This is a genomic window from Thalassotalea insulae (genome assembly GCF_030161395.1).
Classification (GTDB): Bacteria; Pseudomonadota; Gammaproteobacteria; order Enterobacterales; family Alteromonadaceae; genus Thalassotalea_E; species Thalassotalea_E insulae.
Map to the genome: position 1 here is coordinate 2,067,779 of NZ_BSST01000001.1, position 24,404 is coordinate 2,092,182.

Below are 24,404 nucleotides of genomic sequence, written 5' to 3' on the forward strand. Positions count from 1 at the left end.
TGGTTAATTGAGCGTGAGCTTGATTAACGCCAGTTTATGTCTAGCGACAATAGCGTTGTGGCACCACCTGATCCCATGCCGAACTCAGAAGTGAAACGCAACTGCGCCGATGGTAGTGTGGGAGTTCCCATGTGAGAGTAGGTCATCGCTAGACTTCTATTGCTAAGCCCAGTCTTAAGACTGGGCTTTTCCCCTTGGAGGGGTTCCCGAGTGGCCAAAGGGATCAGACTGTAAATCTGACGGCTCCGCCTTCGGTGGTTCGAATCCACCTCCCTCCACCATCATTCTAAAAGCCTGCATTAGCAGGCTTTTTTATTTTTATATCCTGTTAAGTTAGCCTGATTTTCTGTTATTAATAAAGGTCGCTAATGCTTGATATTTACTTCTTAGTTTACTGTAACGTTTGAAAGACTCGCTTTCCGGTGAAAGATCTTTTAATTGATTCATCAGTACTTTTGCTTGTTTAAAATCAGCAATACGATCTGGATTCGTTTCATAAGAAATGAGTAACACTTGTAGTAGATTGAGTTTAACCCCTAAGTGGTTAGGAAAGTGGTAAAGCGCCTGATTAAGCTTATCTATTGCTAATGTATAGTGATTGGCTTTATATAAGCTCACTCCCACTTCCAGTGCTGCTTGAGCGGCTAGTTTATCCTTCTCACTGATTGGGCGGTCTGACAATGCAACGACTTCTGATAGTATTTCCATATTATCAGGGTGAGCTTCGGCGAGTTGTTCCAATAGTTTTTCGGCTTTTCCTCTTCTCTGTAAAGCGATAAGCGAGCGTGCAGCTCTAAAAGTATTCTCTACTGATAACTGATCTTTAAATAGCTCTAGTAAACGCTCAGCGTCTTTAAGTGCACTTTTAGCTAAGCCTGTATCTTTTGCTTTATTGTGTAGTTGTGCTGTTAAAAACTGGGCGATGACCTTCAATTCGTTGACCGGAAAGTCTCTGGTCATGTTAGCTAAAATATCAAAGGCTTTATGATTAAGTTTGCGGATCTCAAACAAGCGCAAATTATCCGCATGTTCTATCAGTGCTTCGGCAAATTGTAGCGCATGGTCTGGTTTCTTATGAATCGAATGATAAGCAAGATCATTCGTTTTAGATAAGGCTTTCGTTGCCTTATCTAGTTTATTATTAGTGAGGCAAAGCTCAGCATATTTTTTCAGGCGAGTAACAGAACGAGGTGAAGCCATTAGGGCCTTTTCAAGTATCTCTTCTGCCTTATCTGGATCGTTATTGAGTTCATAAGTTTTAGCTAACCAGTCATATGCAGAAAGATAAAGCGGATTATCATCAATAATGGCATTGAAATATTTTTCGGCATTAAGGTAGTGACCTTCTACCAGAGCAATTTTCCCTAAGCCAATAGCAGCCCACTGACAGTTTGGGGTACCTAAATAGGCGGAGTAGATTTTTTTAGCTTGAGCATATTCCCCTAATTCAAAGTGTTGACGAGAGCGGATACCTAGACACTCATTTTTGTAGGGAGAATTTTTCTGGATTAACTTTTTACACAGGGCAATGACCTTTACTTTATCATCGACATCCATTGCCTGGTAAATTGCACGCATTGCTTGTTTTTTCTCAAAGCAACGATTTAAGCGAATGGTAAGATCTTTTAAGGTATAGGGTTTGGTTAAGTATTCATCAGGCTTGTGTTCTAGTGCGGCCAATACCATAGCTTGAGATACTTCAGCTGTGATCATTATGATAATGCAGCGACGTGAAAGCTTATTTTTAGCTCGAAGCTCTTCTAAAATTTGCTGACCATTTTTTCTTTTATCACCTAAATCATAGCCGAGCAGGATAACATCATAATCATTTGTTTCGCATAAGGCTAAAATGTCGGGTGCATGGCAATTAGTATCGACACTTAACGCACCGAGACTATAGGCAAAGATTTTTAGTGTATCGCGTGATTGTTTAATATTATCGACAACAAGGAAACGTTTGTTTCCATAATCAACCTTACTCATGAATTCCCTTTAACCGCTATTATTATTATGCTTTTAACGGAATTTATAGATCTTGTCTAGTTTTGTTCATTATCTTATCGGGAATAATTTATTACTGCTCAGTTCAACACGCGATTAAATCGGAATAAAGTCTACTTTCAGACCTCGTTATTTAACTAACAATGAGATAACTGCGATGATTTTTATCTGTAAATTGATGGAAATGTACTGATATCGTTAAATATTGGTAAAAATCCATTAACAAGTGATAGCATTTTGAGCATGCAGTTTGTGATCAATTGATAAATATTCTTACAGGTATAGTATCTAATTATATTAATGAATGAAGTCGCTATGGCTTAGGTAGCAGATGCAAAAAATTTTGGTCATCGAAGATGATAGTGTGGTCTCTTTGATGTTAAAAGCACAATTAGAGCTCAAAGGCTTTGAAGTCATCCAAGTCTTCAACGGTTCTGCGGCTATTAGAAAAGTGATTCGTACCAATCCTGATGTAGTGTTACTGGACATTGGTTTGCCTGAGAAAAATGGTTATGACATCTGTAAGGAGTTACGTGAGTTCTATCAAGGTGGGATTATATTTTTTACTGCTCAAGAGTCTACAGAAGCTGAAATTGCCTCTTTTGATTTAGGTGCTGATGATTTTGTCATTAAAGGTGCACCGTTTGAGGTTTTGTATCAAAGGATCAAAAGGTTAGGGGTCAGACCTAAAAAAATAGATAGTAATCATACGCTAATGTTTGGTGAATTGGTGTTTCATCCCAATGATTGTGATTGCTCTTTTCAAGCAAAGCGCCTTGGTTTGACTCAGGAAGAGTATGAGCTGTTTTACTATATCGCCACCAATAGAGATAAAGTTGTTTCTAGGCAGATGATATTAAAAGTTTTAAAAGGTGCTGATTACAACGGAGTTGACCGTTCCATTGATATTAAGGTTGCACGTATACGCAGTAAGTTAAAGTCTGCTGGCTTAACCGTGAGTGTGATTCAATCGGTGCGCTCTAAGGGCTATCAGTTCTATTACACTGCTCAGTAGATGAGTTAACTATAAATTATGGCTTGATTGCGCTTAAGGCCGCTATACTGTATGCTTCAGCGCCGCTGTATATCAGCATTTTATTTACATATTGAGTCACATTATGAGTTTTTCCTCGTTATCCTTATCTAAGCCTATTCTTCGTGCGATTGAAGCGAAAGGTTACACTACTCCATCTGCTATTCAAGCTCAGGCAATCCCGGCTATATTAACAGGCAAGGACGTGATGGCGGCAGCACAAACGGGAACGGGAAAAACGGCGGGCTTTACCCTACCTATGTTGCAATTATTGTCACAAGGGACACCTGCAAAAGCTAATCATGTGAGAGCATTAGTGTTAACGCCAACTCGAGAATTAGCGGCGCAAGTTAGTGCTAGTGTTGAAGCATATTCGAGCGAATTGGCAATCAAATCTACCGTAGTTTTTGGTGGAGTAAAAATTAATCCTCAGATGATGAAGCTACGTCAAGGTGTTGATATCTTAGTGGCAACACCTGGTCGATTACTCGATTTGCATCAGCAAAATGCGGTTAAGTTTTCGCAGCTAGAAATGTTGGTCTTGGATGAGGCAGATCGTATGCTCGATATGGGATTCATTCGTGATATTAAAAAGATCATTGCCTTGTTGCCCCAGCAGCGACAAAACTTATTATTTTCAGCTACATTTTCACCTGATATTCGTGCTTTAGCGAAAGGCTTGGTTAAGCAGGCAATTGAAATTTCGGTTAGTCCGGAAAACTCAACTGCTACTACCATTGAGCAATTAGTTATTCCAAGTGATAAGAAGAAAAAGTCTAAACTACTGAGCCATTTAATTAGTGAAAATAACTGGCAGCAGGTACTAGTATTCACCCGAACAAAACATGGCGCAAATCGTTTAACCCGAGATCTCGATGGCCAAGGAATTAACGCCGCAGCGATTCATGGGAATAAGAGTCAGGGAGCGCGCACTAAGGCGTTAGCAAACTTTAAGTCAGGTGAAATCCGCGTACTCGTTGCAACTGATATTGCCGCACGAGGTTTAGATATTAATCAGCTCCCACAAGTGGTAAATTTTGAATTACCTAATGTAGCCGAAGATTATGTGCATCGTATCGGTCGCACTGGCAGAGCTGGTCAAACTGGCCATGCAATATCTTTAGTGTGTGCAGATGAGCATAAGCAATTACAAGATATTGAATATGTTATCCAACAGCATATTGAGCGCAAGGAACTGCCAGGCTTTATACCTGCAAATGAGTTACCAGCCTCACGAGCTATTCGACCATTAAAAGCGAAGAAAGCTAAAAAGCCGAAAAAGAATAAAGCGCCAAAGCAAGAACATCAGGATGGACAACGTTCAGCAGATGTTGCTAAAGGCCACAAACCACCCGCTAAAAAAAGTAAAACAAACTGGGCTGAAAAAAACAATAAATCAAAAACTGCGGCCAATCGAACAAATCGTGTTAAACGGGTGAATAAAGGCACTACCGCTGTTTAGTTACGCTTTGATTTTGATTTACTCGCTAGGATGATTGGCTAACCATTTATCGAGATTATTGGCAAACGCTTGGCGATCCGCCTGATTTAGTGGCGGTACGCCGCCTGTTTCTACACCGCTGGATCTCAGTGTATCCATAAAGTCTCGCATATTTAGCCGTTGGCGAATATTACTTTTAGTGTATAATTCACCTCTTGGATTTAAAGCGGTTGCTCCTTGCTCTATTACTTCAGCAGCTAATGGGATATCGCTGGTGATCACTAAGTCGTCTTTTTGGCAGCGTTTAACAATCTCATTATCAGCAACATCAAAACCTGCTGTTACCCTAACAAAGTGTAAATACTTTGATGGTGGAATACGCATCGCATGGTTGGCAACGAGTGTTGTTTCTGTTTGCGTTCTATCGGCAGCGCGAAACAAAATTTCTTTAATTGCCACCGGACAAGCGTCAGCATCAACCCAAATTTTCATATCTGCGATCCTAATTAATGGCTGTTGAATGTCAGCCTAGGCTGAGCTTTAGTGCCGGTATCTATTTGTGGAGTACATAATAATAAACGTGATGAGGCGATTTGATATTGCTCAACCATCAGTTGCTTAAAGTTATCTAAGCGTGTTTGTGAAATACTGTGTAACTGCTCAATGTCGGTTTTAGTACTGACCTTAGTACCAGCAGCTAAGCCAATATCTGCTGGTGTTGCTATGGCACAAAGGGTGAATTTAGTTTGCTTTTTATCTTTCATCAAGCTGGCAAATTGCGTAACGAATTTTTGTTGTTCGGCACTAATTGCAACTTGTTTCGGGCTAAAGAGTAAATCATTAAAGCGTACTTTCAGTAGATGATTACTGGCGGATAATGCTACGGAGACAACGTTCGCATAAGGGACAAAAGTAGTGATCAGGTAATCCTTAGCCGCCATCATGGTAGCTTGCTTGATTATCAAACTGAGAAAGCCGGAAGTTCCAAAAGATGGCTCACTGGTTTTGCCTGAAAGTGGTAGGCTAAGTTCCACATTTCCGTCACTGTCTTTAAGCATGCCAATGGCTGCAGAAAAGGGAATGGCGGTTTGATCACTGAGAGAGTCTGCTTCATGATCATTTGCTGCCGTTAAATCTATGCCTTGTAGCAATAAATCGGTATTACCAGAAATATCTTCGCCACTCAGTTTGGCATCTATGGTTAAATCGAGATGACCACTTTTGATTTCATATTTTAAAGCATCTTTTATATAAGTTGAGATATCTGGCAGGTTAAGTTCTTTAAGCTGACCTTTTAGCGTATAAACAGGCACCTTGGTAAATGGAGTAGCTGTGCCGTTAAATTGATAGTGAGCATATTTATTGCTCTTACCTTTTAAGAATAACTCACTCACTAAATCAGCTTGTTCGGTATCTATTGGCCCCAAGGTTAGTTCATTGATAGTAAAACTTCGATTATAAGCAGGTTCGACACTGCTATCTTTAAAACGAATATTGGCGTCATCCATTAAAGAAAACTTAGTTAGACTAAAAACAAACGTATTATTGTTTACTGGCGGTTGTTCTGGTTGTTCTGGTTGTTCTGGTTGTTCTGGCGGCTTAGCTGCCTGCTCTTGATTCTTTAAACTATTGATTGGCGCTAACGTGATCATATTTTTTTGCTGATCGATTATCAGATCGGCTTGTAATCCCGCTAAGCTGACATCATTAATTTTTATACTTGTCGGCGACAACTCAGTATCTGTGATGATCAGTTGGGCAAACTGGCTCAGAGCTGGTAATTCGGCATTAAGGTTTTTGGAAATAGTTGCATCGTTTAATATCAGCTGATCTAAATGTATTAGTGGAGTTTGCTGACGTTGACTCAGCGTGACTGTGCCGGAATTAAGCTGTTTAAGCGAAAATAACAGCTGTTTATTATCATTTTGTGTGTTTATCGATATATCGTTTACTTCTGTATGCAATGTGCCAACAATTGTCACAGGTTGTTGCGGTAGCAAGGTCACGGTTAGAGATGGACTGGTCATTAGCTCTTGCGCAGTATTTAGCTGAATGTCAGCACTGTTCAGCTGTAAATTATTAAGGATTTGTTTGGTATCCGTTAGTTCTATTGTAGTTATATCTGGGGCAATAGTTATTTTTTGTTGGCCGGACAAATCTAACTTACCGGCGAGTTTGCTGACCTCTTTAGGTAACCAGGGAGTTAACTGTTCTAGTGAAAAATTTGTTAATGCCAGCTTATTGTTAATACTTATTTTACCCTCTGTGGCAGCAAGCGTTGTTTGCATATTTATTTTTGATTGCTCAACTGTTAGCGCCAAGTCGAGATTGGCTTGCTGAGCGTTAGCGGTTGCTGTTATGCCATTAAGTGTTAACAAGCTAATGGTTAATGTTTTCTGCTGATGTTCATCGCGAAATATCAATTCACTTTCTTTGAGTGCAAGCTCAGGCATAATGAATTGGTAAGGGGAGTTATTTGCTGGCTTACTGGTATCTGTTTGCTTTTCTTCTGTACTTTCCGAAATGGCGATGCCAGCTATTTCAAGCTTGCCATCAATTAATGCTATTTCTGTCGATAAACCATCGATGCTAAATGATTTGATATAGATTCGATCAAACAGTAGCTGTAACAAGTTCACTTCCAAATTAAGTCGTTTAATAGCGAACACTTTTTCCTGCGCTTTGCTGATTGCGAGATTATTTATATTTAAAGCTGAAATAAACGGGTTATAGCGAATGCTCGATTGTTCTGACAAGGTTAACTTATAAGGCTTAAGTTGTTGTGTGACTAAGTAGTGAATCACCATTGGTGAACTAAGCCAAATTAGCAAATAAAGCGAAAGTAAAAAGATGGCTAAGTATTTAAAAAAGGAAAAAAACTTCTGTTTCATTGGCTTAAAGTCTAATAGTCGGAAATAATACATTAATGAAGTCTTATTTTAGCTAATTAATGCTCTGCTGAATATCGCTTTGTATGATTAATTAATGACATTACTTCTGTTGTTAAAAGCATTTTGTTCAATGATAAGGTTGTATGACTGTAATTACAGACTGGGGGTGAAAATGGCTAAACCACAACGGGAACTGACATTGAGATTTCTTGCTGAGCCGCAAGATGTTAATTTTGGTGGTAAAGTGCATGGTGGCGCAGTAATGAAATGGATTGATTTAGCTGCTTATGCATGTGCCGCAGGCTGGAGTGGTCGCTATTGTGTTACTGCTTATGCGGGGGGTATTCGTTTTGTCGCTCCAATCCATGTCGGTAGTTTAGTGGAAGTTAATGCCAAGGTAATTCTAACCGGTAACTCTTCAATGCATATTGCGCTTGAAGTCAGTGCTTGTGATCCCAAATCATTAAATCGCCGCTTAACGACCCACTGTATCGTTATTATGGTGGCTGTTGATGAGCATGGTGAAAAAATTTCAGTACCTGAGTGGATACCAGAAACGAATGAAGATAAACAGCAGCATGATACAGCAAAAAAATTAATGGAAATGCGTAAGCAGATTGGTCAGGAAATGCAGATATTTGTTGATTAAGGTATAGGGTTAATACAGCTAGCGGGTAACTGTTGGTGGTATAACGCTTCCAACTCTCCAGATGTTCTCATAGAGGTTAAAATTTGATTGAATCGTCTGATAAAGTCTAAAGAAACCGTTTGTTTATTGAAAATAAAATGAATACTGGCGGTTGACAGAATCAGTGGGTGTAGAGCTAAATTAGGTAAAGAAGAGCGTTCGACTTCGCTGCAAAGGACAATATCATCATCGATTACCAGGTCAACCCTTTGATACGAAAGCATTTTTAGTCGTTTATTTACGGTGTCAGAAAAAATAAAGCCATTGTAGAGGGATTTCGCTTGCTCTATTTCATCACCATACCAACCGGCTAGGTTAATCGCGATGATTTTTTTTGCTGCGATGATGCCTTGTAAACTATTTATCTTGGTTAATTTGCTGTCATTAGCTCGGTAAACAAAACGGTTTTGCTCTTTACGGTAAGCAACAGAATAATGAAATTTCTGCTCGCGATCTTTAGTGCGACTGGCGCCTAAAGCAATATCAAAATTGCCTGAGCTTAATTCAAATAATGAACGCCTTTCAGGAAAATGGAGTATCTCTAATTGGCAGTCCATTTGTTCAAGAATAAGTTGTAATAACTCAACATCAACACCATAACTGATATTTTTTTGTTGATAAATGTAGGGATACCAGTCTGTGGTGGATGATAAGGTTAATGGTACCTGGCACTCTTTAAAGGAGGATGCTTTAGCATTTGTGGTACTCATTATTATGCAGAGTACGAGTAATGATAAACCAGCTTTTAAGTAACTCATGTTCTCGTTTAATTCAGCTTACGGTTTACTTGAGTATAAACGATTAGTTGGAGAGGTGTGGAAGTTTCGGTGTTATTAATAAAACAAGCACCAGAATAGAATAATGACTGGTGCTTGTCAGTATGAGTGAGGCCTTATTTAAAGAGTTAATAAGTAAGCAATAATATCTTTATAATCTTGCATAAAGTTATTGCGATCTAGCTCTTTGGCATTAATTACATATTTACCGTTGACAACAAATGCAGGCACGCTGCCAATATAACGGGCTTTAGATAATTTATCCTGTACTTTTTTATTGCGCTTTACCTGTCCGCGAATCGCAAAAGATTTTACACCTTTATCAAAAGTGGCACCGTCACCGCCTGCTGCGATGTAGATTTTTTTTACATCTTCGAGGTCAGAGATAGATTTACGTTGAGTTTGTAAATAACTAAAGGCTTCAGCGCTGAATTTTTTTGCCAGGCCGGTTTTTTCTGCCACCGCTAAACCGGTACTTAACATCCCCTGAATTTCTGGTGAACTATGGCCCATAAAATCGACATGGGTTTTATTTAATTCAGTGCCTTCAGGCAGGCTTTTCGCTATGTCAGCTAAGTAGGGTTCAAAACCACGGCAGGCAGGGCAATAATAAGAAAAGTATTCTCTCACTTCTGGTGTGTTAGTGGCTTGTCCTGGTACTACGGAGTAATGTTTGCCTTCTTCAAATTTTGCAGCTTGTGCTGTGATAGGCAGTAAAACGATAGCAAAAAAGGCAATCAATAGTTTTTTCATACTTTGTACTCTTTAAAAATAACAGATGATTTGTTTGATAATATCATTATTCCTATAAATAGGTAATATCAGCAAAGTTATTTATAGCAATGAATGAGTTAAGTACAACACGCCCTGATGCACTAATACGATAACAATTAATTATTGGCATTCATTGGTATTTTTATTATGGCAATCTAATAGACCGTATTTTAGTCATTTGGTTGCAATTGAGTATGTAAAAAAATATGTCTCATGCTATTTTGAATGAACAATTTTGATAAAAACAGAGGATGTCGTTATGCAAAGCCATGAAATTGATTATGAAATTGTTGGTCACTCAATGCAGATGGTGGAAATAGAACTCGATCCGGGAGAAACAGTTATCGCTGAAGCAGGAGCGATGAATTACATGGAAGATGGTATCGAATTTGAGGCCAAATTGGGGGACGGATCGGATGCCGAACAAGGGGTACTGGGTAAGCTGTTTTCAGCGGGCAAGCGAGCACTAACCGGAGAGTCAGTGTTTATAACTCATTTTACTTGTCACGCACAGGAAAAGCGGCGGGTTGCATTCGCTGCACCTTTCCCTGGCTCTGTTATTGCCATTGATTTAGCGACAATGGGTGGCAGTGTTATCTGTCAAAAAGATTCTTTTTTATGTGCTGCGCGAGGTACAAAAGTAGATATAGCGTTTAACCGTCGCTTAGGCAGTGGTTTTTTTGGTGGTGAAGGTTTTATACTTCAGCATTTATCAGGAGATGGTATGGCATTCGTTCATGCTGGCGGCACAGTGATTGAAAAAGAACTTAATGGTGAAACCTTACGATTAGATACTGGTTGTTTGGTGGCATTTAGCGATGGCATTGATTACAGCATTGAAATGACCAAGGGGCTGAAAAGTATGTTTTTTGGTGGTGAAGGGTTCTTTATGGCGACACTTTCTGGGTATGGCAAAGTGTGGATCCAGAGTTTGCCTTTCTCACGATTAGCTGATCGCATAATTCAACATGCACCTAGGCTAGGGGGGAGCAATCAAGGGGAATAACTGGAATGAGAACATTAGCTCTTATGTGAAAGGTTCTAACATTACCGAAGAATGCCAGCAAACCTATATTGAGTTTGACAAACAAAAAGCATTTCAAAACGTTTATGAAGCACGTTGGACTTTAGGTGCCCGTATAACCTTCTTACCAGTGAAGTAATCTTTGATTAAATTGAAAAGCCGCCACAATATTGTGGCGGCTTTTAATTAATCAGCGATAAAGCTAATGGGGTTATCTAATTGTTACGTTTTTAGTTGTGATAATAAGCTTTCATATCAACATTGTTGTAACGTCCACCACGGATACGAATATACCAGGTACCAGCCGTAGGGTTATCAAATGAGCAAGCTTGTTTTGTGCCGGCCTCGGTCGATTTACAATCAAAATGACCATAAGTCGGTTTTTTATTATGTTCAACAAACAACTGCACGTCGCCGCTACCGTTTTGGCTCGTGATTTCTAATACTTTCATACCCGCTGGTAAATCAAAGCTGTATGTTCTCCAACCTGGATTGCCTGATAAATTATCCCAGTTAACATCGAACTCTTGATAAGTATCAAGTGCAATGACAATAGGATCGTGATCAGAAGTACGATAAGCATTATCGGCATACAAGTTCGCTAATTGGTAGTCAGACTTATATTCCATGTTGTAATCTAGTGCGGGTGGTTCATCGGCATTAATGTGCCAGTCGGTGATAGCTATCACTTTCTTACGCATATTGGAAGAAGCAAAAGCATGATCTAGGCTACCTGATTCACCGCGGTAGATATATGAGTGGGTTTGGTTGCCATGAAACTCTTGCATTAAATGAGACAGACCAGCAGTTTTATAGGCATTGATTGGATCTTCCATGCTATAAGCGTTCATATCACCTAAAATAATGTAATCATCTTCCGCTATACCTGTTGGATGAGTGTTTAACCAGGCTAATAGAGTATTAACTGCAGTTACCCGTGTCGCATTCCAACAGCCTTGACCGTCATTAAGATCTTTGTCATCACCTTCCGCTTTACTACAACTTCCTTTAGAACGTAAGTGAGTAACTACTAATGATAATTGATCACCATTTGATAAGTCTTCAAAAGTTTGTACAACCGGCGGACGATTGCCGTAATTAAATGGTTCTGTCGTAGTAAATGCTGCTATACCGACTTCGGCAACTTTATCACTACGGTAGATGATACCTGAGCTTATTTTGTCGGTACCGACATGCTCTGCATTTAGGTTAACAAATGCCCATTGGCCCGCTGCTGTATTGTCATTTAAGCCATTAACTAAATCTCGAATAGCACTAAATTCACCAAAGCCATCGTTTTCAAGTTCCATTAAGCCAACAACATCAGCATCCATCGCTAATAATGCGCTAATTAACTTGTCACGTTGACGAATAAACTCTTCAACTGTGTCAGCACCACGAGAGGTTGGGAAACCCGTTCCTTGTCCGTCACCATTGAAAAAGTTTAATACGTTAAAGCTGGCGATTTTTAAGTCACCTTCATTAGCTAGCTCAGGCGCAAAGGTACGCGGGTTAGCATCAATAAAGTTTGGCGCTACGGTTGGCTGTAAACGATATTTGCTATATGAGTAGCTAATTACACCTTCAAGGTTAGTTACTTGGGAGCCAACACGTAAGCTGTTTTCAGCGCTTAATTCCGGCGCCGGGTAAGGCACAGAATCAGCATTTTGTACGGTGCGACCATCATCAATTACTAATTGCTTAAGAACATTTTCTGCTTTAATCTGGTTCGCTGCATCACCCGGAGTTGCAATTTGCGTTGGGTTATATAAACGCTCGCTAGCAACCGTGACTTCACCATAACGGCTTAAGCTATAGTTATCTACCACAGTTAACGTTTGTTCAAAGCTTACTAACATGCCTTCAACTGCTTCTAAAGCATATTGTGATGCTAAAGGTAAAGTCACGGGTGTAGCAACTAAAGAATCTGTGGCACAATTGAGTAAGTCTTCATTAGCGCTTATTTGGGTATTATCGTAGTGCTCAGCGACATTACCGATAACACGCACAACATCACCAACAGTTGGCGTTACTGTGTTCTGATTGTTATAAACAAACAGGCCTTCAGAAGTCAAAGGGTTATCGTCTTGATCAACTAGCTCTTCTTGGATGAAGAAGCCTTTAAGATCAGGGAATACCGCGCTAACTACACCTTCAACCACATGAGTTTGATCAACTAATGGTGATGTATTGGTTTCACCCTGAATTGCACTAATGAGTGTCGCGTGATCATAACATTGGCCGAGCGCACTTACTGGTGGCTCTTCATTATCATTACCTGCAGCAAATGTCGCTAAAGGAAATGGTTTATCTGCAGTATCATTGGTTGATTCGCCATCATTGCTGTCTTTACCACTAAATGTCCAATGGTTAATGTCAAAATGAGTGCCATCAGTCGTTGTGCCTGAGTTTCTGTAAGCCCAACCATCTTTGTATTCCCATGACTGGCCTGTACCGTCTTTATTAATGTCACCAAAAGTATCGATTACTTGGCCATTACAGAATAGTTCAATGGCATCATCGCCGTTTACCGCAGCTGCACCGTGAGTATAGCTAGGGGCAAAACCAAAGAAGCTTTCAAAACCAGCTGTTTCAGTGGCAATATAGATATAGCTACCAGCACTGACTGCATCGGCTGGGAAGGTAAATTCTTCGCCATCAGTACCACCGCCGTTATTCGCCGAACCAATACCACAAGCACTTAAGTCAGTTATACCAAATGGTACATATAGCTCAATCGCTTTTGGTGTACCGCCTGATAGCGGACCATCGAAAATACCGGTAATAATTAATGGTTCGCCAACCGTAAAGCGTTTGCTTGGAAAGGGAGTTTCCGCGCTATCGTTATTTGATTGGCCATCAAGGGCGTTTTTGCCACTAAATGTCCAGTCAGCTATGTTAAATTCAGTGCCGGCTGCGGCAGTATTGTCGTTACGATAAGCCCAGCCGTCCATGTACTCCCATGGCTGGCCGCTGCCGTCGGTATTAATATCACCAAAGGTATCAACGATTTTGCCATTACAAAAAAGTTCAATCGCATCATCACCATTTACATTTGCAGCCCCCGAGATATAGTCAGGTGCAAAGCCAAAAAATGCTGTAAAACCTGTTGATTCGGATGCCACATAAATGTGCGTACCGGCTGCTGCAGATTCTGCTGGGAAGGTAAACTCTTGTCCGTCAGTGCCGCCACCATTATTGGCAGAACCAATACCACAGTTACTTAGATCAGCAATATCGCTAGTGATGTATAACTCAACAGCTTTTGGGATGCCGCCTGATAATGGGCCATCGATTATGCCTGAAATCATCATGCTGGTTGCTGAAGTACCACCGTCGCCGCCTCCGGTATCACCACCAGTATCACCGCCGCCAGTGTCGCCACCACCGGTATCACCATCGCCGCTACATGCTGGTGCGCTGTATAACACGTTTACCCACTCTGGGTGGTCGATAAACGGATTACGGTTACCTTGAAATTCATAAATGCGATTGTTTCTTTCTATTTCCGTTGCATCAACAGGATCATTAGCATGCCATTCTAATAAACGGCACAAACGACCTAATGCTGCTTCACCGTTAGTAGTTAAACGGTCAAGTACTTGTAGATCAGGTGTTATATCACCTAACCCCTCATAGCGAGTGTCCATATAGAACACCATACGTGCTACATCACCTTTTACAGCATTTCTTGGCTCAAATGAGTCGCTATCAACGCTATTGCTAGGTGCTTCTGATAATGGAGAGTCACTGTTATCAAAGTCTAAATTGCCCCGTGAAGAGTTCACTGAAATATCAGTGGGTCTTAGGTGGTGAATATCAGTATATGCTTCGTTGCTAGAGCTAGAAAACCCATGACTTTTTGCCCAAACATGTTCACGGTTCCAGTTATCTGGATCACTACTTTGGGTACCGCTGCCATTTGACATTTTAGGAATTGAAGTCCCCTTGTAGAGTAAAATAACGTTATCAGTATTAGCTGGGTCTTCATCTGTCTGGGTTAATGCCGTCCAGACTTCTGAATATGTTAGTGTTTTGTGGTTTTGACTAATACTGGCAGTGATTTTGGCTTTAACATCTGCCGCAGATTGATTGTTTGAAATCGCTACTAAGGCATCTGCATAATAGCTTGAATCATCAAAATTAGTTGCATCAGCCACTCTGTCTAGAGGAGGACAGTTGTAGCAAGCATTAGTGACCTCGTCCGCTTGTGCGTGTAAAGCACAGAGAGAGGCTAGAAGTACTAGTGGTTTGACTTCCATTATAATTTTCCTTACCTATTTTTGTCGCAAGAAATTCTTACACCAAAGCATGACGTTTTGATGAAAAGAAGGATTATTGTAAAAATTTGTTTGCTGCTTATTATTATTTAGTTACATCTTTATAACATGGGTAAAATGCCACAATATAACCATATGGTCAATTAATGCTCTAGTTGTAATGTTTAGATGGAGTAATAAAATCACTTTAACTTACTCAATAGATTGATTAAAAAATAAGTATATTGAGTGAACAGGTTATCAAATAATTGTGAAAATCATAATTTAACCATAGGGTCAACTTTTGATTTGGGATGAAAAAATAATGAGCTAGAGGTGAGTCTTGCCAATTTAAGGCTTATAAATAAAGGTGATTGTGGAAACGAGTAGCGAAAGAACCCAAGCTGAGTATTAATGTGACTCGCTGTAATTTCTCTCCTGGTGTAATCTGCAAAAATCAAAAGGGATTATCTTTACTTATTCAGTGCCATCGAACTGCCATTTTATAATACGGCAGGCCCGATTTTGTAAACTCAGGGCCTTGAACATCAAGGCCAAATTTTTGATAAAATGTTAACGCAGTTGTTCGTGCATCGCACCAGAAGTAACTAATCTTTAACTTTTTCAACTCTGAAACAATATGTTCAATAACTTTACTGCCGACACCGCGACTTTGGAATGCAGGTAAGGTGGCAAATTTTCTTAACCGGGCATTATCGCCATCAATGTAAATTGAAGCGACGCAGACCAATTTATCATTAATAAATGCACCGTAGTGATCTGCAGTTTCATCAGAAGTAATTTTACAAAATGAGAGAGGCTTTGTTGGCCATAATACACAATGCCTAACTGGAAGCGCTTGTTGCCATGTAATTTTCTGAATTTTCATAATTGCTCGATACAAGTATAATGCCTGCCGATGATTAGTAATGCTTTGCTCATTGTACCAGCAAAGTTAGATTTATCCGCTTTCAAGTCAGCTGACGCAAGAAATTACTCAAACTCTGAGGTAGCGGCGAGCAAGCTTAGTGCTTAACTGAATAATTTTTAAAGCGAATTAATTATGGTAGGCTAGCGGCAACTAAATAAGCATATAATTTAAGCTGAGTCGTAATTTTATCAGTTGTTGGTCGTAAGGAAAATATGGCAACTATTTATCAAGTATCTGAACTGGCGAAAGTGTCGATAAAAGATATTTATCAGCAAAAAAAATTAGCAATTCAACACCTGTTCCAACCGCCATTAATCGTGCGTGATGCTGTGATGGCGGTTTAACCATGCCAGCTTCAATCGATAGCAGTATCTGTCCTTTATGTCAGCAGCAAAATCATTGTGGTGTAAATAATGCTGAGCCTTGCTGGTGCACAAAAAGCAAAATGCCAGCAAAGCTGCTTGCTCAGGTTCCAAAGCAATTGCAAAAGAAAAGTTGTATTTGTCAGGCCTGTCTGAAAAAGTTTAACCTGAATAATATTAAAGAAGTACGTTAATGAGGGTTATCCGCTCGAGTAACTCTCCATTGAAGCTATTTTTTCTGATCCTTTTGCACAACGGTATAGATTTTATTGACGATTTTCCATTGCTCGTTTTGCTTTAATAACGATAGATAATCGACATATTTCCAACTACCCATATCCCATTCTGCTCGAACAGAAGCCGCATTGTTTTCAATATCCACGGAAACTATTTTAGTGGTATGTTTCCTTGGTTTGTCGGTACTGAAAAAGCCTAAAAATGTTTTCATATCATAGACTTTATGTTGCCCATCTCTGATGCCTTGTACTTTGGCATTTGGATGAAAGGCTTGAGCAATTACTTTCGGATCTCCGAGTAGGCTGCCTTCTAAATAGTAATTAACGGCTTGTTCAACGGCAGCTCTTTGTGATTTGTCACCAAAATATTGAGTTTGAGCCATCGCGCTAACGCTTAATAAAGCGCATAAGAGAGTGAAAATTCTCATCATCTATTCCTGAAGTCCTTGCTAATTACCAGACATTAGCATAGTTCTTCTAGGTTTGTTGGGGAAACTGAATCTATAAAGTGTGACAAATTATGATGTTAAAACTGATAACTCATTGCTAATAGCAATGATGTTTAATCGACTTTCTTAATACAAATCAGCATAATCAATGTTATCTATTATGTTTTACACAGAGGACAAAATGCAGCAGTTATTTCCTGAAATTGAACCTTATCAGTCTGAGTTATTAGCCGTTGACGCAACTCATCAGCTGTATGTTGAGCAGTGTGGTAACCCTCAAGGTCAACCGGTTTTGTTTATACACGGCGGCCCAGGGGCGGGTTGTTCTACGAAAGATCGCCGATTCTTTGATCCGGAAAAATACCGCATTGTCTTGTTTGATCAAAGGGGCTGTGGTCGCTCTAAACCTTTTGGTAGTTTAACGGACAATGAAACTAGTTTTTTAGTGGCTGATATTGAAAAGATTCGCCATCACCTAAGTATAGAAAGCTGGCATGTCTTTGGTGGTTCATGGGGTTCAACCTTAGCGTTAGTTTATGCTCAAAGCCATCCGCAATCTGTATTGAGTCTGGTACTGAGGGGAATATTTTTAGGACGTCCACAGGATACACAATGGACATTTGAAGGTGGCGGCGGCACTCGTATTTTTGCCGATTATTGGCATGAGTATTTGGCCTGTTTTCCTGATGGGGAAAGTCAACAGAGTATTAAAGCAGCTTATGACATTATGACAGGTGATGATAAAGCGTTGGCGAAAAAAATCGCCAACGCTTGGGCAAATTGGGAAATTCGTTGTTGTACCTTAGAGCCGAACGAAGAATTTTTGGCTGGGGCAACAGATGATGATAGTAGCTGGACTTTGTCTCGTCATGAAGCGCACTTTATGGTGCATGACTGCTTTTTAACAGATAATCAGATTTTGGCTAATTGTGAAAAAATTACAGAAATTCCAATGATTATTGTTCATGGACGATACGATATTGTTTGTCCATTTGATAATGCTTGGTTATTGCATCAGGCATTGCCTAAGTCTCAGTTAGTGATCAGTAAAACTGCGGGTCATGCCTCTATTGAGCCGGAAACTACCCATCATTTAATTAACGCTACTAATAAGATGTTAACTCTTTAAAAATTGATTAGGTGATATTCCCATTTGCTTTTTAAACATATAGATAAAAGCGGAGCTTGACTCATAGCCGAGTAATTTGGCGATATGACTAATACTATCGCCAACGGCTAAATGTTTAATTGCAATCTGAATGTTCAGCCGCTGTCGCCATTCACTATAGGTGATGCCGGTTTCTTTTTTAAAGATTCTGGTTAAGGTCCGCGATGAGGCATTAACAAATTTACCCCAAGAGATGAGGTCACTTTTTAACGATGGGTGTTTCAGTAATTTCTCGGTGATATTAGTCAGTCGTGGATCTTTTGGGTAAGGTAAAAAAATATCTAAACTCGGTGCGCAGGCAAGATAATCACGAATCAATCGCAGCAGTCTGCCTGGTGTTTCGTGCCAGAGATAGTGTTTATCTATGCTCTGACATTCATCTAATAAGTGTTTTAAAAAAGTGGAAATCGATAAAACCTTTATCTCGTCAGGCAAGATCTCGGCTGGCTTAGATTCAAACGACAACAAGGTTAATTCAACCTCTGTTTTAGCTAACAATTCATGTGAAAGTTGTGCGGGAATCGCTATCGCCTGCGTCGGTGGGACAAAGTGGCGCCCGGAGTCAGTAATAATAGATAACACGCCAGATTTGACATAGATCACTTGAGTAAACGGCGATTGATATTGATTAACTCCGGCTAATATCGGTATTTTTCGATGCACTACCGCAATTGGTGTAGGGAGCTCTGTATTAATATCGTTTGTCATTAACTCTATCTTTATTAATTAAAGTGCTAATTCATGACATAAATTGTTGGCTAGAAATGGCAAAATAGCAAGAATATTACTTGGTTACCTTTGTTCGTTAACTGTTATAAGATAGTAAATGATAAATATTTTAACAATAAAATAATTGTATTTTGTATGCAATAATAATTAAACTTGTCACCATTATCATAAATTAATCATAGGTTAGGGAAATAAGATGAGAAAACTATTGACGCTCAGCTGGCTGTTATTAAGCACGCTTGCTTTTGCTGATGGAGAGACAAGTTATCAAGTGTCGTTTGATAATGCCGTGCACCATGAAGCGAGAGTTTCAGCGACATTTACCGGTATTGAAAATCAAGTACTGGAAGTACAGATGAGCCGCTCATCACCCGGACGCTATGCGATGCACGAGTTTGCTAAGAACGTCTATAATGTTTCAGCGGTTAATAGTGTTGGCCAACCTTTAACGGTCACACGGGCAACTCCTTATCAGTGGCATATTGCCAATCATGATGGTGAAGTCACCGTTACTTATACTTTATTTGCTGATCGGGCCGATGGTACTTATTCGCAAATTGATCGTACTCATGCTCATTTAAATATGCCTGCAACCTTTATCTGGGCGACAGGTCATGAAAATAGGGCCATTGATGTTGAGTTTCGCCCATTTGCGCCAAACTGGAAAGTCGCCACGCAAATGCCGAAAGCCAACAATAAGAGTAAATATCGCTTTACCGCTCCCAATTTAGATTATTTTTTTGATAGTCCAACTGAGCTAAGCGATCATCAGGTTCGCTCATGGCAGGTAACATCGGGCGGTCGCACACAAACCATTAATCTTGCTGTTCATCATGACGGTATCGAGCAAGACTTAGATAAATATACAGAAATGGCGAAAGCGGTTGTTGCTGAGCAAGTTAAAGTATTCGGTGAATTACCTAAGTTTGACTATGGTGAATATACTTTTATTGCCTGTTATCTGCCGCATGTTAGTCGCGATGGTATGGAACATAGAAACTCCACCATACTGACACATCACGAGTCATTGGATGAAGGGGAGTATAAGCAATTGGGAACCTTGTCCCATGAGTTTTTTCACTCTTGGAATGTCGAGCGTATTCGTCCGAAAGAGCTTGAACCATTTAATTTTATGAGCGCCAATATGACGCCAAGTTTATGGTTGGCGGAAGGTTTTACTACTTATTATACGAATTTGTTTATTCGTCGCGCGAATGAAAAAGATCATAGTGAATATTTAGATGATATTGCGGCCGTAGTTAATCAGGCCTATAACATGCGCGGTCGGTTATATAAAACGCCTGAAGGGGCGAGTCAGTTTGCAACTTTTACTGATGCCGGGGTCTCAATTGATAAAACCAATTATAAAAACATCTTCTTCAGTTATTATACCTATGGTCGAGCTGTCGGCTTAGCGCTGGATTTATCGATTCGAGCTCAGTTCCCCGGTAAGTCACTCGATGATTTTATGCGTCAAATGTGGTTAGATTTTGGTAAATCTGAAACACCATATAGCCGAGAAGATATTAAAAATACGCTGGTAAAAGTGACAGGCGATCAACGTTTTGTTGATAAGTTTTTTGATCAGCATGTTTATGGCCAAACTCAAGCAGATTATGCGGCATTATTAGCACCTGCAGGGTTAACATTAGAGCAAAAGGACAGTGACAGTGCTTATTTAGGTAAGCTATCTTTACACTTTGATGGCAAAGCGGCGATCGTCAGCAATCGAATTTTAGTTAACAGTCCATTGTATCAAGCAGGTATTGAACAAGGGGACGAGATAGTTAAACTAGGTCGCCGGGAAATTCGCTCACAAAAATTATGGGATAAAGCATTAGAGCAGTTTAAGCCTGGTGATACCACGACAATTGAATATATTCAGCGTGGCCACACGGTGAAAAAACAAATTACCTTTATTAGTAACCCAACGTTAGAAGTTGCCAAACTTTCAGAGGATGAAATAACTGAGACACAACAACAGTTTTTAGAAAGCTGGATTGGCATTGATAGCGAACAAAGCGAAGAATAATTAACTGACAGCTTACCTAGCTCAATGCTGAGTAAGTTATTTAAGGAAAAAATGTGGCATTTTCACAACAACAAATTGAAGCATTGACTGAATCTCTGAGGTTGTCGTTAGGAGATAATATCAACTGGTCATATGATGAACGCAATCATGCGATGTTAAGTGAATTTGCTCAAAATAAGGCGGAGCCAGTATTACATAAGCTTCGCCTAACCTTAACTGATGAGTGGCAGGGTAAGAGTTGGAAAAAAATGCCTCAGCCGCTTAAGCAGCAACTAGGCAGTTTAACAAAACTCAGTAAACACCAGCGAATATTAGCGTTATCTGGCAAACATGATTCGCCTACTATTGTCGCCTTGTGGTGGCCTTGGGATCACGGTGGTACTTATTCGTTACGACTTAAGTTATTTACTACTGAATATCACAACACTCCTGAACAGAACTCTTCAGGAGTGTTTACTAAGCTTAAGCGCTTATTCACTATGTCTTAAGTTGAGAATAACCGGCTGTTTAATATATTGCCTTAACGGCAAGTAACAGGCATATAGCGTTAGTAGTGTGATCAAGATGCTGGTGCCGACAAATGATATCAGTCCCTCGAGCAGACTATAGCTGGTTAATACTTGGTTAAAGTTAAGATAAATAGCCCCGAGTATCATTAATGAAATGGCAAAGCCTATTGCTATCGCTGGTAAATTTTCATTAAAAATCAATCGAATAATATCTTTGCCTTTGGCACCTACAGCCATACGTGTTGCGATTTCAAAACGGCGTATTTCACTGGTGTATTTTAAAATGCCGTATAAACCAATCCCCGATAATAAGCAGGTGATTATTGTTAAAATAATGGTGGCTTGTGCGGTCACGGTTGAGCGAAATAATAACTGCTCATTGTATTCATTTAGCGTGGCAAAACTGAAAATGTTCAGTTGTTTATTGACGGATTGCAGTTGCTGCAATAATTCTGCTCTAGTCAGTGTTTGTCCAGGTTCCATGCGGATCAACAGCATATTTCGGCTTCTATTTACGGGGTAATAGAAACGTTCCTGTTTGATATTGTCTCCAGGTAAATAGATATCTTTAACTACCCCAATAACCTGACGGTTACTGGCAAAGCGCAAGCCTAAGATATTACCATCTGGTGCTAATTTATTGGCGAAACTTTCGTTGACGATAATAACTTTTTCGTCTTCATCAATTTGTCTGCGGGTAAAATTTTCTCCTTGAATAATGGCTTGTTCAATTAATGGGAAATAATGCTCATCAATATCTTTTGCTGCTGCCGTATATCGTTGATTGGTTTTTTCCGCAGTTAATGCCAAAGTAGCGAAAATAGAGGGGCGCATTGCCTGACTCACCCGGGCGATTTTTGCCGACTCACTAAGCTTTGTTCTTAGTTCATTCATTTGTGCGGCACGAGCTTTATCGTTGGCGTACGGAGATAGTACTACAGCATAACTATTGCTTGGTTGATAGCCTAATGGCTGATTAATCACTTGCTGGGCGTTACTATAAAGCAAAATATTAATGAAAATTAAGCATGATGCTACTGTGATTTGGCTGATAACTAACAATTTTCGAACGGTATTAGACACCTGAAAGCTATTGCCTTTACCACTGGATTGCATTGAGCTACTAAGGTTTTGATAGCGGATCATTTTGACAGCGATAAGAGAAAAGCCCAGGACTAATATCCATAGTAAAGAGAAGGAAAATGCGTATGAAAAGCTATTGAGTGTTAGCTCAGAAACTCGGGGTAAATAATCCTGTAAATATGGCGAAACGCTGGTAAATCCGATTGCAGCGATCGATTGAGCCAGAACCAGTGCGCCAAACATTAATACGCCGATTTCCGCTACTAACGTGGTAAATAATTGTTTTCGATTGGCGCCTATAGCGGCGCAAATAGCAAGCTGATGTTGGCGTTCGGCAAAGCGTGAGATAAATAAATTAGCAATGTTAGCGCAGGCGATAAGTAAGAGCCCAATTGCGCCAATAATTAATAAGTAAAGGCTATTCTTACTGTCGGCGATAATATGCTCGTTTAATGGGCTTGCGACAATATTAATGCGCCAATCTTTAAAAAAGGCAATTTCTTGCACCTGTTGTTGCCAGTTTTCATTAATCAGTTGCGTGAGTTGCATGCCAATTTGGCTATCACTCAAGTTTTCCATGGTGTGCTGGCTAGCCTTGGCAAGGTACATTAATCCACTATCGTCATTACCCCATTTTTTTCGATTACGCTCACTAACGGTATTAAAATCCCAAGGAATATAGATATGGGATTTAAAACTAGGGCTGGCTAATGATAGTTTATGATGTGATTGCGCGAGTACACCGACAATGGCAAAACTTTTATCGCCAAAATCAATTTTCTTATTCAGTATATCAGCATCGCCATTAAATTCTCGTTGCCAGGTTTGATAATCGATAATGGCAACCGGATGATAACTACCTAGTTTTTCACTTTGTTGAAAGCGTCGTCCAACTGCCATCGGCGCGTCTAGCATAGTGAACCACTCTGGGGTGACGTAACTGATGTGCATCATCGGGTTATTTGTTAGTGAGGTGATCACTGCGCCGTCGATATATAGTAACGCCTGTTCACTAAATACTTGTTGGTGCTGATATAAGTGCATTAAGTTTGGGTAGGTAAAGGCGTAACCGTCAATATTGTTATCTTCATCGACTAGCTGATGAGTCAGGGTGAACAATTTTTCCTGTTCAGGATAGGGTAAAGGCTTAATGAGCATGACATAGGCTAATGTCGCAACAAATAGTAAAGCGCCTAAGGTTAAGCCCATAGTTATCACTATGCTAAAGACAAAATTTGGTCTTAGCCTTAAACTTAAAAGCGCCTGCTTTAATTGGTAGATAAATAAGTGCATAAAGGAAATTCCAGTGTTTAGGCGACGGTGGAGATAGCTGGCGTGCTTAATATCATGCCATCAAGTAATTGGATCTGAGAGTTTGCCATATCAGCATATCTCGGATCGTGAGTGACCATACAGATAGTGGTTCCCTGTTGATGCAGTTGTGATAGTAAGGTCATGATCTTATCGCCGGAGTGAGAATCTAAATTACCGGTTGGTTCATCAGCGAGGATAATCGCCGGATCGGCGACTAACGCTCGGGCGATGGCAACCCTTTGTTGCTGTCCGCCAGATAATTGGTTTGGTTTATGTTGCGCTCTGTGGCTTAATGCTACCTTTTCCAGGCAGCTACTGACTTTTTGCTGAATTTCTGCCGCGGAAAATTTGTTCTGATGGTATCTCAATGGTAAGGCGACATTATCAAAAATACTGAGTTCATCTATAAGATTAAATGACTGAAAAATAAAACCAATTTTACTACTTCTGATTTCTGCCGCTTGATCTAAAGAAAGCTCGGCGACATTTTTACCATCAAGCCAATATTGTCCGGTTGATGGCATATCTAATAAACCGATTAAGGACAATAAAGTCGATTTTCCGCAGCCTGATGGCCCTGAAATAGCGACATAATCCCCTTGATTAATCACCAGATTAATCGACTTTAACGCGTGAGTTTCTAGCTCTTCGGTTTCAAATATTTTTTCAATATTAGCCAGTTTTACTATTTCAGTCATTGCTTA

At 39.9% G+C, this 24,404-nt stretch carries 21 protein-coding genes, 1 tRNA gene and 1 rRNA gene; 12 read left to right on the top strand and 11 right to left on the bottom strand.

The genetic code is table 11. The annotated features are described in order from the left end of the window. Positions 1–39 precede the first annotated feature (39 nt). Both rrf and QQK06_RS09450 read left to right on the top strand, forming a co-directional pair. Positions 40–154 (top strand): 5S ribosomal RNA (gene rrf, locus QQK06_RS09445). A 42-nt stretch (positions 155–196) separates the two neighbouring features. Beyond that, positions 197–281 (top strand) — tRNA-Tyr (locus QQK06_RS09450). Positions 282–333: 52 nt separating this feature from the next. Here QQK06_RS09450 and QQK06_RS09455 read toward each other — a convergent pair. Next, positions 334–1,983: a tetratricopeptide repeat-containing response regulator gene (locus QQK06_RS09455; RefSeq protein ID WP_284244414.1), complete on the bottom strand. Its 1,650-nt coding sequence runs from the start codon at positions 1,981–1,983 to the stop codon at positions 334–336. Between the two features lie 349 nt (positions 1,984–2,332). Here QQK06_RS09455 and QQK06_RS09460 point away from each other — a divergent pair, with 349 nt between their 5' ends. After that, positions 2,333–3,016, top strand: coding sequence for a response regulator transcription factor (locus QQK06_RS09460; RefSeq protein ID WP_284244415.1), 684 nt, complete (start codon positions 2,333–2,335; stop codon positions 3,014–3,016). 103 nt (positions 3,017–3,119) lie between these two features. Then, positions 3,120–4,496, top strand: coding sequence for a DEAD/DEAH box helicase (locus QQK06_RS09465; protein WP_284244416.1), 1,377 nt, complete (start codon positions 3,120–3,122; stop codon positions 4,494–4,496). 18 nt (positions 4,497–4,514) lie between these two features. Here QQK06_RS09465 and QQK06_RS09470 read toward each other — a convergent pair whose 3' ends face one another. Together QQK06_RS09470 and QQK06_RS09475 are read right to left on the bottom strand one after the other, a co-directional pair. Further along, positions 4,515–4,967, bottom strand: a complete 453-nt coding sequence (locus QQK06_RS09470; protein ID WP_284244417.1) for a YaiI/YqxD family protein — start codon at positions 4,965–4,967, stop codon at positions 4,515–4,517. A gap of 14 nt (positions 4,968–4,981) precedes the next feature. Then, positions 4,982–7,366 carry a DUF748 domain-containing protein gene (locus QQK06_RS09475; protein ID WP_284244418.1) on the bottom strand — a complete coding sequence of 795 codons (2,385 nt, stop codon included), beginning with the start codon at positions 7,364–7,366 and terminating at the stop codon, positions 4,982–4,984. Between the two features lie 172 nt (positions 7,367–7,538). Here QQK06_RS09475 and QQK06_RS09480 point away from each other — a divergent pair, with 172 nt between their 5' ends. Continuing rightward, a complete protein-coding gene (locus tag QQK06_RS09480) occupies positions 7,539–8,015 on the top strand; it encodes an acyl-CoA thioesterase (protein WP_284244419.1) in 477 nt (158 codons plus the stop codon). On the opposite strand, the gene QQK06_RS09485 is transcribed toward QQK06_RS09480, so the two are convergent. Together QQK06_RS09485 and QQK06_RS09490 are read right to left on the bottom strand one after the other, a co-directional pair. Next, positions 8,012–8,812 (bottom strand): substrate-binding periplasmic protein, encoded by an 801-nt coding sequence (locus QQK06_RS09485; RefSeq protein ID WP_284244420.1) that lies wholly within the window; start codon positions 8,810–8,812, stop codon positions 8,012–8,014. The genes QQK06_RS09480 and QQK06_RS09485 overlap by 4 nt on opposite strands. Positions 8,813–8,950: 138 nt before the next feature. Next, the gene (locus QQK06_RS09490; RefSeq protein ID WP_284244421.1) at positions 8,951–9,583 is read right to left on the bottom strand and encodes a thiol:disulfide interchange protein DsbA/DsbL; all 633 of its coding nucleotides are present in this window, start codon (positions 9,581–9,583) and stop codon (positions 8,951–8,953) included. Positions 9,584–9,863: 280 nt separating this feature from the next. Between QQK06_RS09490 and QQK06_RS09495 the strand changes: the two genes are divergently transcribed. Together QQK06_RS09495 and QQK06_RS09500 are read left to right on the top strand one after the other, a co-directional pair. Beyond that, positions 9,864–10,610: a TIGR00266 family protein gene (locus QQK06_RS09495; protein WP_284244422.1), complete on the top strand. Its 747-nt coding sequence runs from the start codon at positions 9,864–9,866 to the stop codon at positions 10,608–10,610. Between the two features lie 25 nt (positions 10,611–10,635). Then, positions 10,636–10,767 (top strand): hypothetical protein, encoded by a 132-nt coding sequence (locus QQK06_RS09500; protein WP_284244423.1) that lies wholly within the window; start codon positions 10,636–10,638, stop codon positions 10,765–10,767. Positions 10,768–10,858: 91 nt separating this feature from the next. Here QQK06_RS09500 and QQK06_RS09505 read toward each other — a convergent pair whose 3' ends face one another. After that, positions 10,859–14,890 carry an ExeM/NucH family extracellular endonuclease gene (locus tag QQK06_RS09505; RefSeq protein ID WP_284244424.1) on the bottom strand — a complete coding sequence of 1,344 codons (4,032 nt, stop codon included), beginning with the start codon at positions 14,888–14,890 and terminating at the stop codon, positions 10,859–10,861. 478 nt (positions 14,891–15,368) lie between these two features. Continuing rightward, positions 15,369–15,776: a GNAT family N-acetyltransferase gene (locus QQK06_RS09510; protein WP_284244425.1), complete on the bottom strand. Its 408-nt coding sequence runs from the start codon at positions 15,774–15,776 to the stop codon at positions 15,369–15,371. A 254-nt stretch (positions 15,777–16,030) separates the two neighbouring features. On the opposite strand from QQK06_RS09510, the gene QQK06_RS09515 reads away from it, so the two are divergent. Then, positions 16,031–16,162 (top strand): hypothetical protein, encoded by a 132-nt coding sequence (locus QQK06_RS09515; protein ID WP_284244426.1) that lies wholly within the window; start codon positions 16,031–16,033, stop codon positions 16,160–16,162. A gap of 2 nt (positions 16,163–16,164) precedes the next feature. Beyond that, positions 16,165–16,374 (top strand): cysteine-rich CWC family protein, encoded by a 210-nt coding sequence (locus QQK06_RS09520; RefSeq protein WP_284244427.1) that lies wholly within the window; start codon positions 16,165–16,167, stop codon positions 16,372–16,374. Positions 16,375–16,409: 35 nt separating this feature from the next. Here QQK06_RS09520 and QQK06_RS09525 read toward each other — a convergent pair whose 3' ends face one another. Further along, positions 16,410–16,799 carry a nuclear transport factor 2 family protein gene (locus QQK06_RS09525; protein ID WP_284244428.1) on the bottom strand — a complete coding sequence of 130 codons (390 nt, stop codon included), beginning with the start codon at positions 16,797–16,799 and terminating at the stop codon, positions 16,410–16,412. Between the two features lie 247 nt (positions 16,800–17,046). Between QQK06_RS09525 and pip the strand changes: the two genes are divergently transcribed. Beyond that, complete coding sequence (pip, locus tag QQK06_RS09530) at positions 17,047–17,994, top strand: prolyl aminopeptidase (RefSeq protein WP_284244429.1); 948 nt, start codon at positions 17,047–17,049, stop codon at positions 17,992–17,994. Here pip and QQK06_RS09535 read toward each other — a convergent pair. Next, a complete protein-coding gene (locus tag QQK06_RS09535) occupies positions 17,983–18,741 on the bottom strand; it encodes an AraC family transcriptional regulator (RefSeq protein WP_284244430.1) in 759 nt (252 codons plus the stop codon). The two genes, pip and QQK06_RS09535, sit on opposite strands and share 12 nt — an antisense overlap. Before the next feature lie 217 nt (positions 18,742–18,958). Between QQK06_RS09535 and QQK06_RS09540 the strand changes: the two genes are divergently transcribed. Both QQK06_RS09540 and QQK06_RS09545 read left to right on the top strand, forming a co-directional pair. Continuing rightward, a complete protein-coding gene (locus tag QQK06_RS09540) occupies positions 18,959–20,794 on the top strand; it encodes a M61 family metallopeptidase (RefSeq protein ID WP_284244431.1) in 1,836 nt (611 codons plus the stop codon). Between the two features lie 53 nt (positions 20,795–20,847). Next, positions 20,848–21,282, top strand: coding sequence for a hypothetical protein (locus QQK06_RS09545; RefSeq protein WP_284244432.1), 435 nt, complete (start codon positions 20,848–20,850; stop codon positions 21,280–21,282). Here QQK06_RS09545 and QQK06_RS09550 read toward each other — a convergent pair. Together QQK06_RS09550 and QQK06_RS09555 are read right to left on the bottom strand one after the other, a co-directional pair. Further along, positions 21,265–23,679, bottom strand: a complete 2,415-nt coding sequence (locus tag QQK06_RS09550; protein WP_284244433.1) for an ABC transporter permease — start codon at positions 23,677–23,679, stop codon at positions 21,265–21,267. The two genes, QQK06_RS09545 and QQK06_RS09550, sit on opposite strands and share 18 nt — an antisense overlap. A gap of 17 nt (positions 23,680–23,696) precedes the next feature. After that, on the bottom strand, positions 23,697–24,398 hold the full coding sequence (locus QQK06_RS09555; RefSeq protein ID WP_284244434.1) for an ABC transporter ATP-binding protein: 702 nt from the start codon (positions 24,396–24,398) through the stop codon (positions 23,697–23,699). Positions 24,399–24,404: the final 6 nt, after the last annotated feature.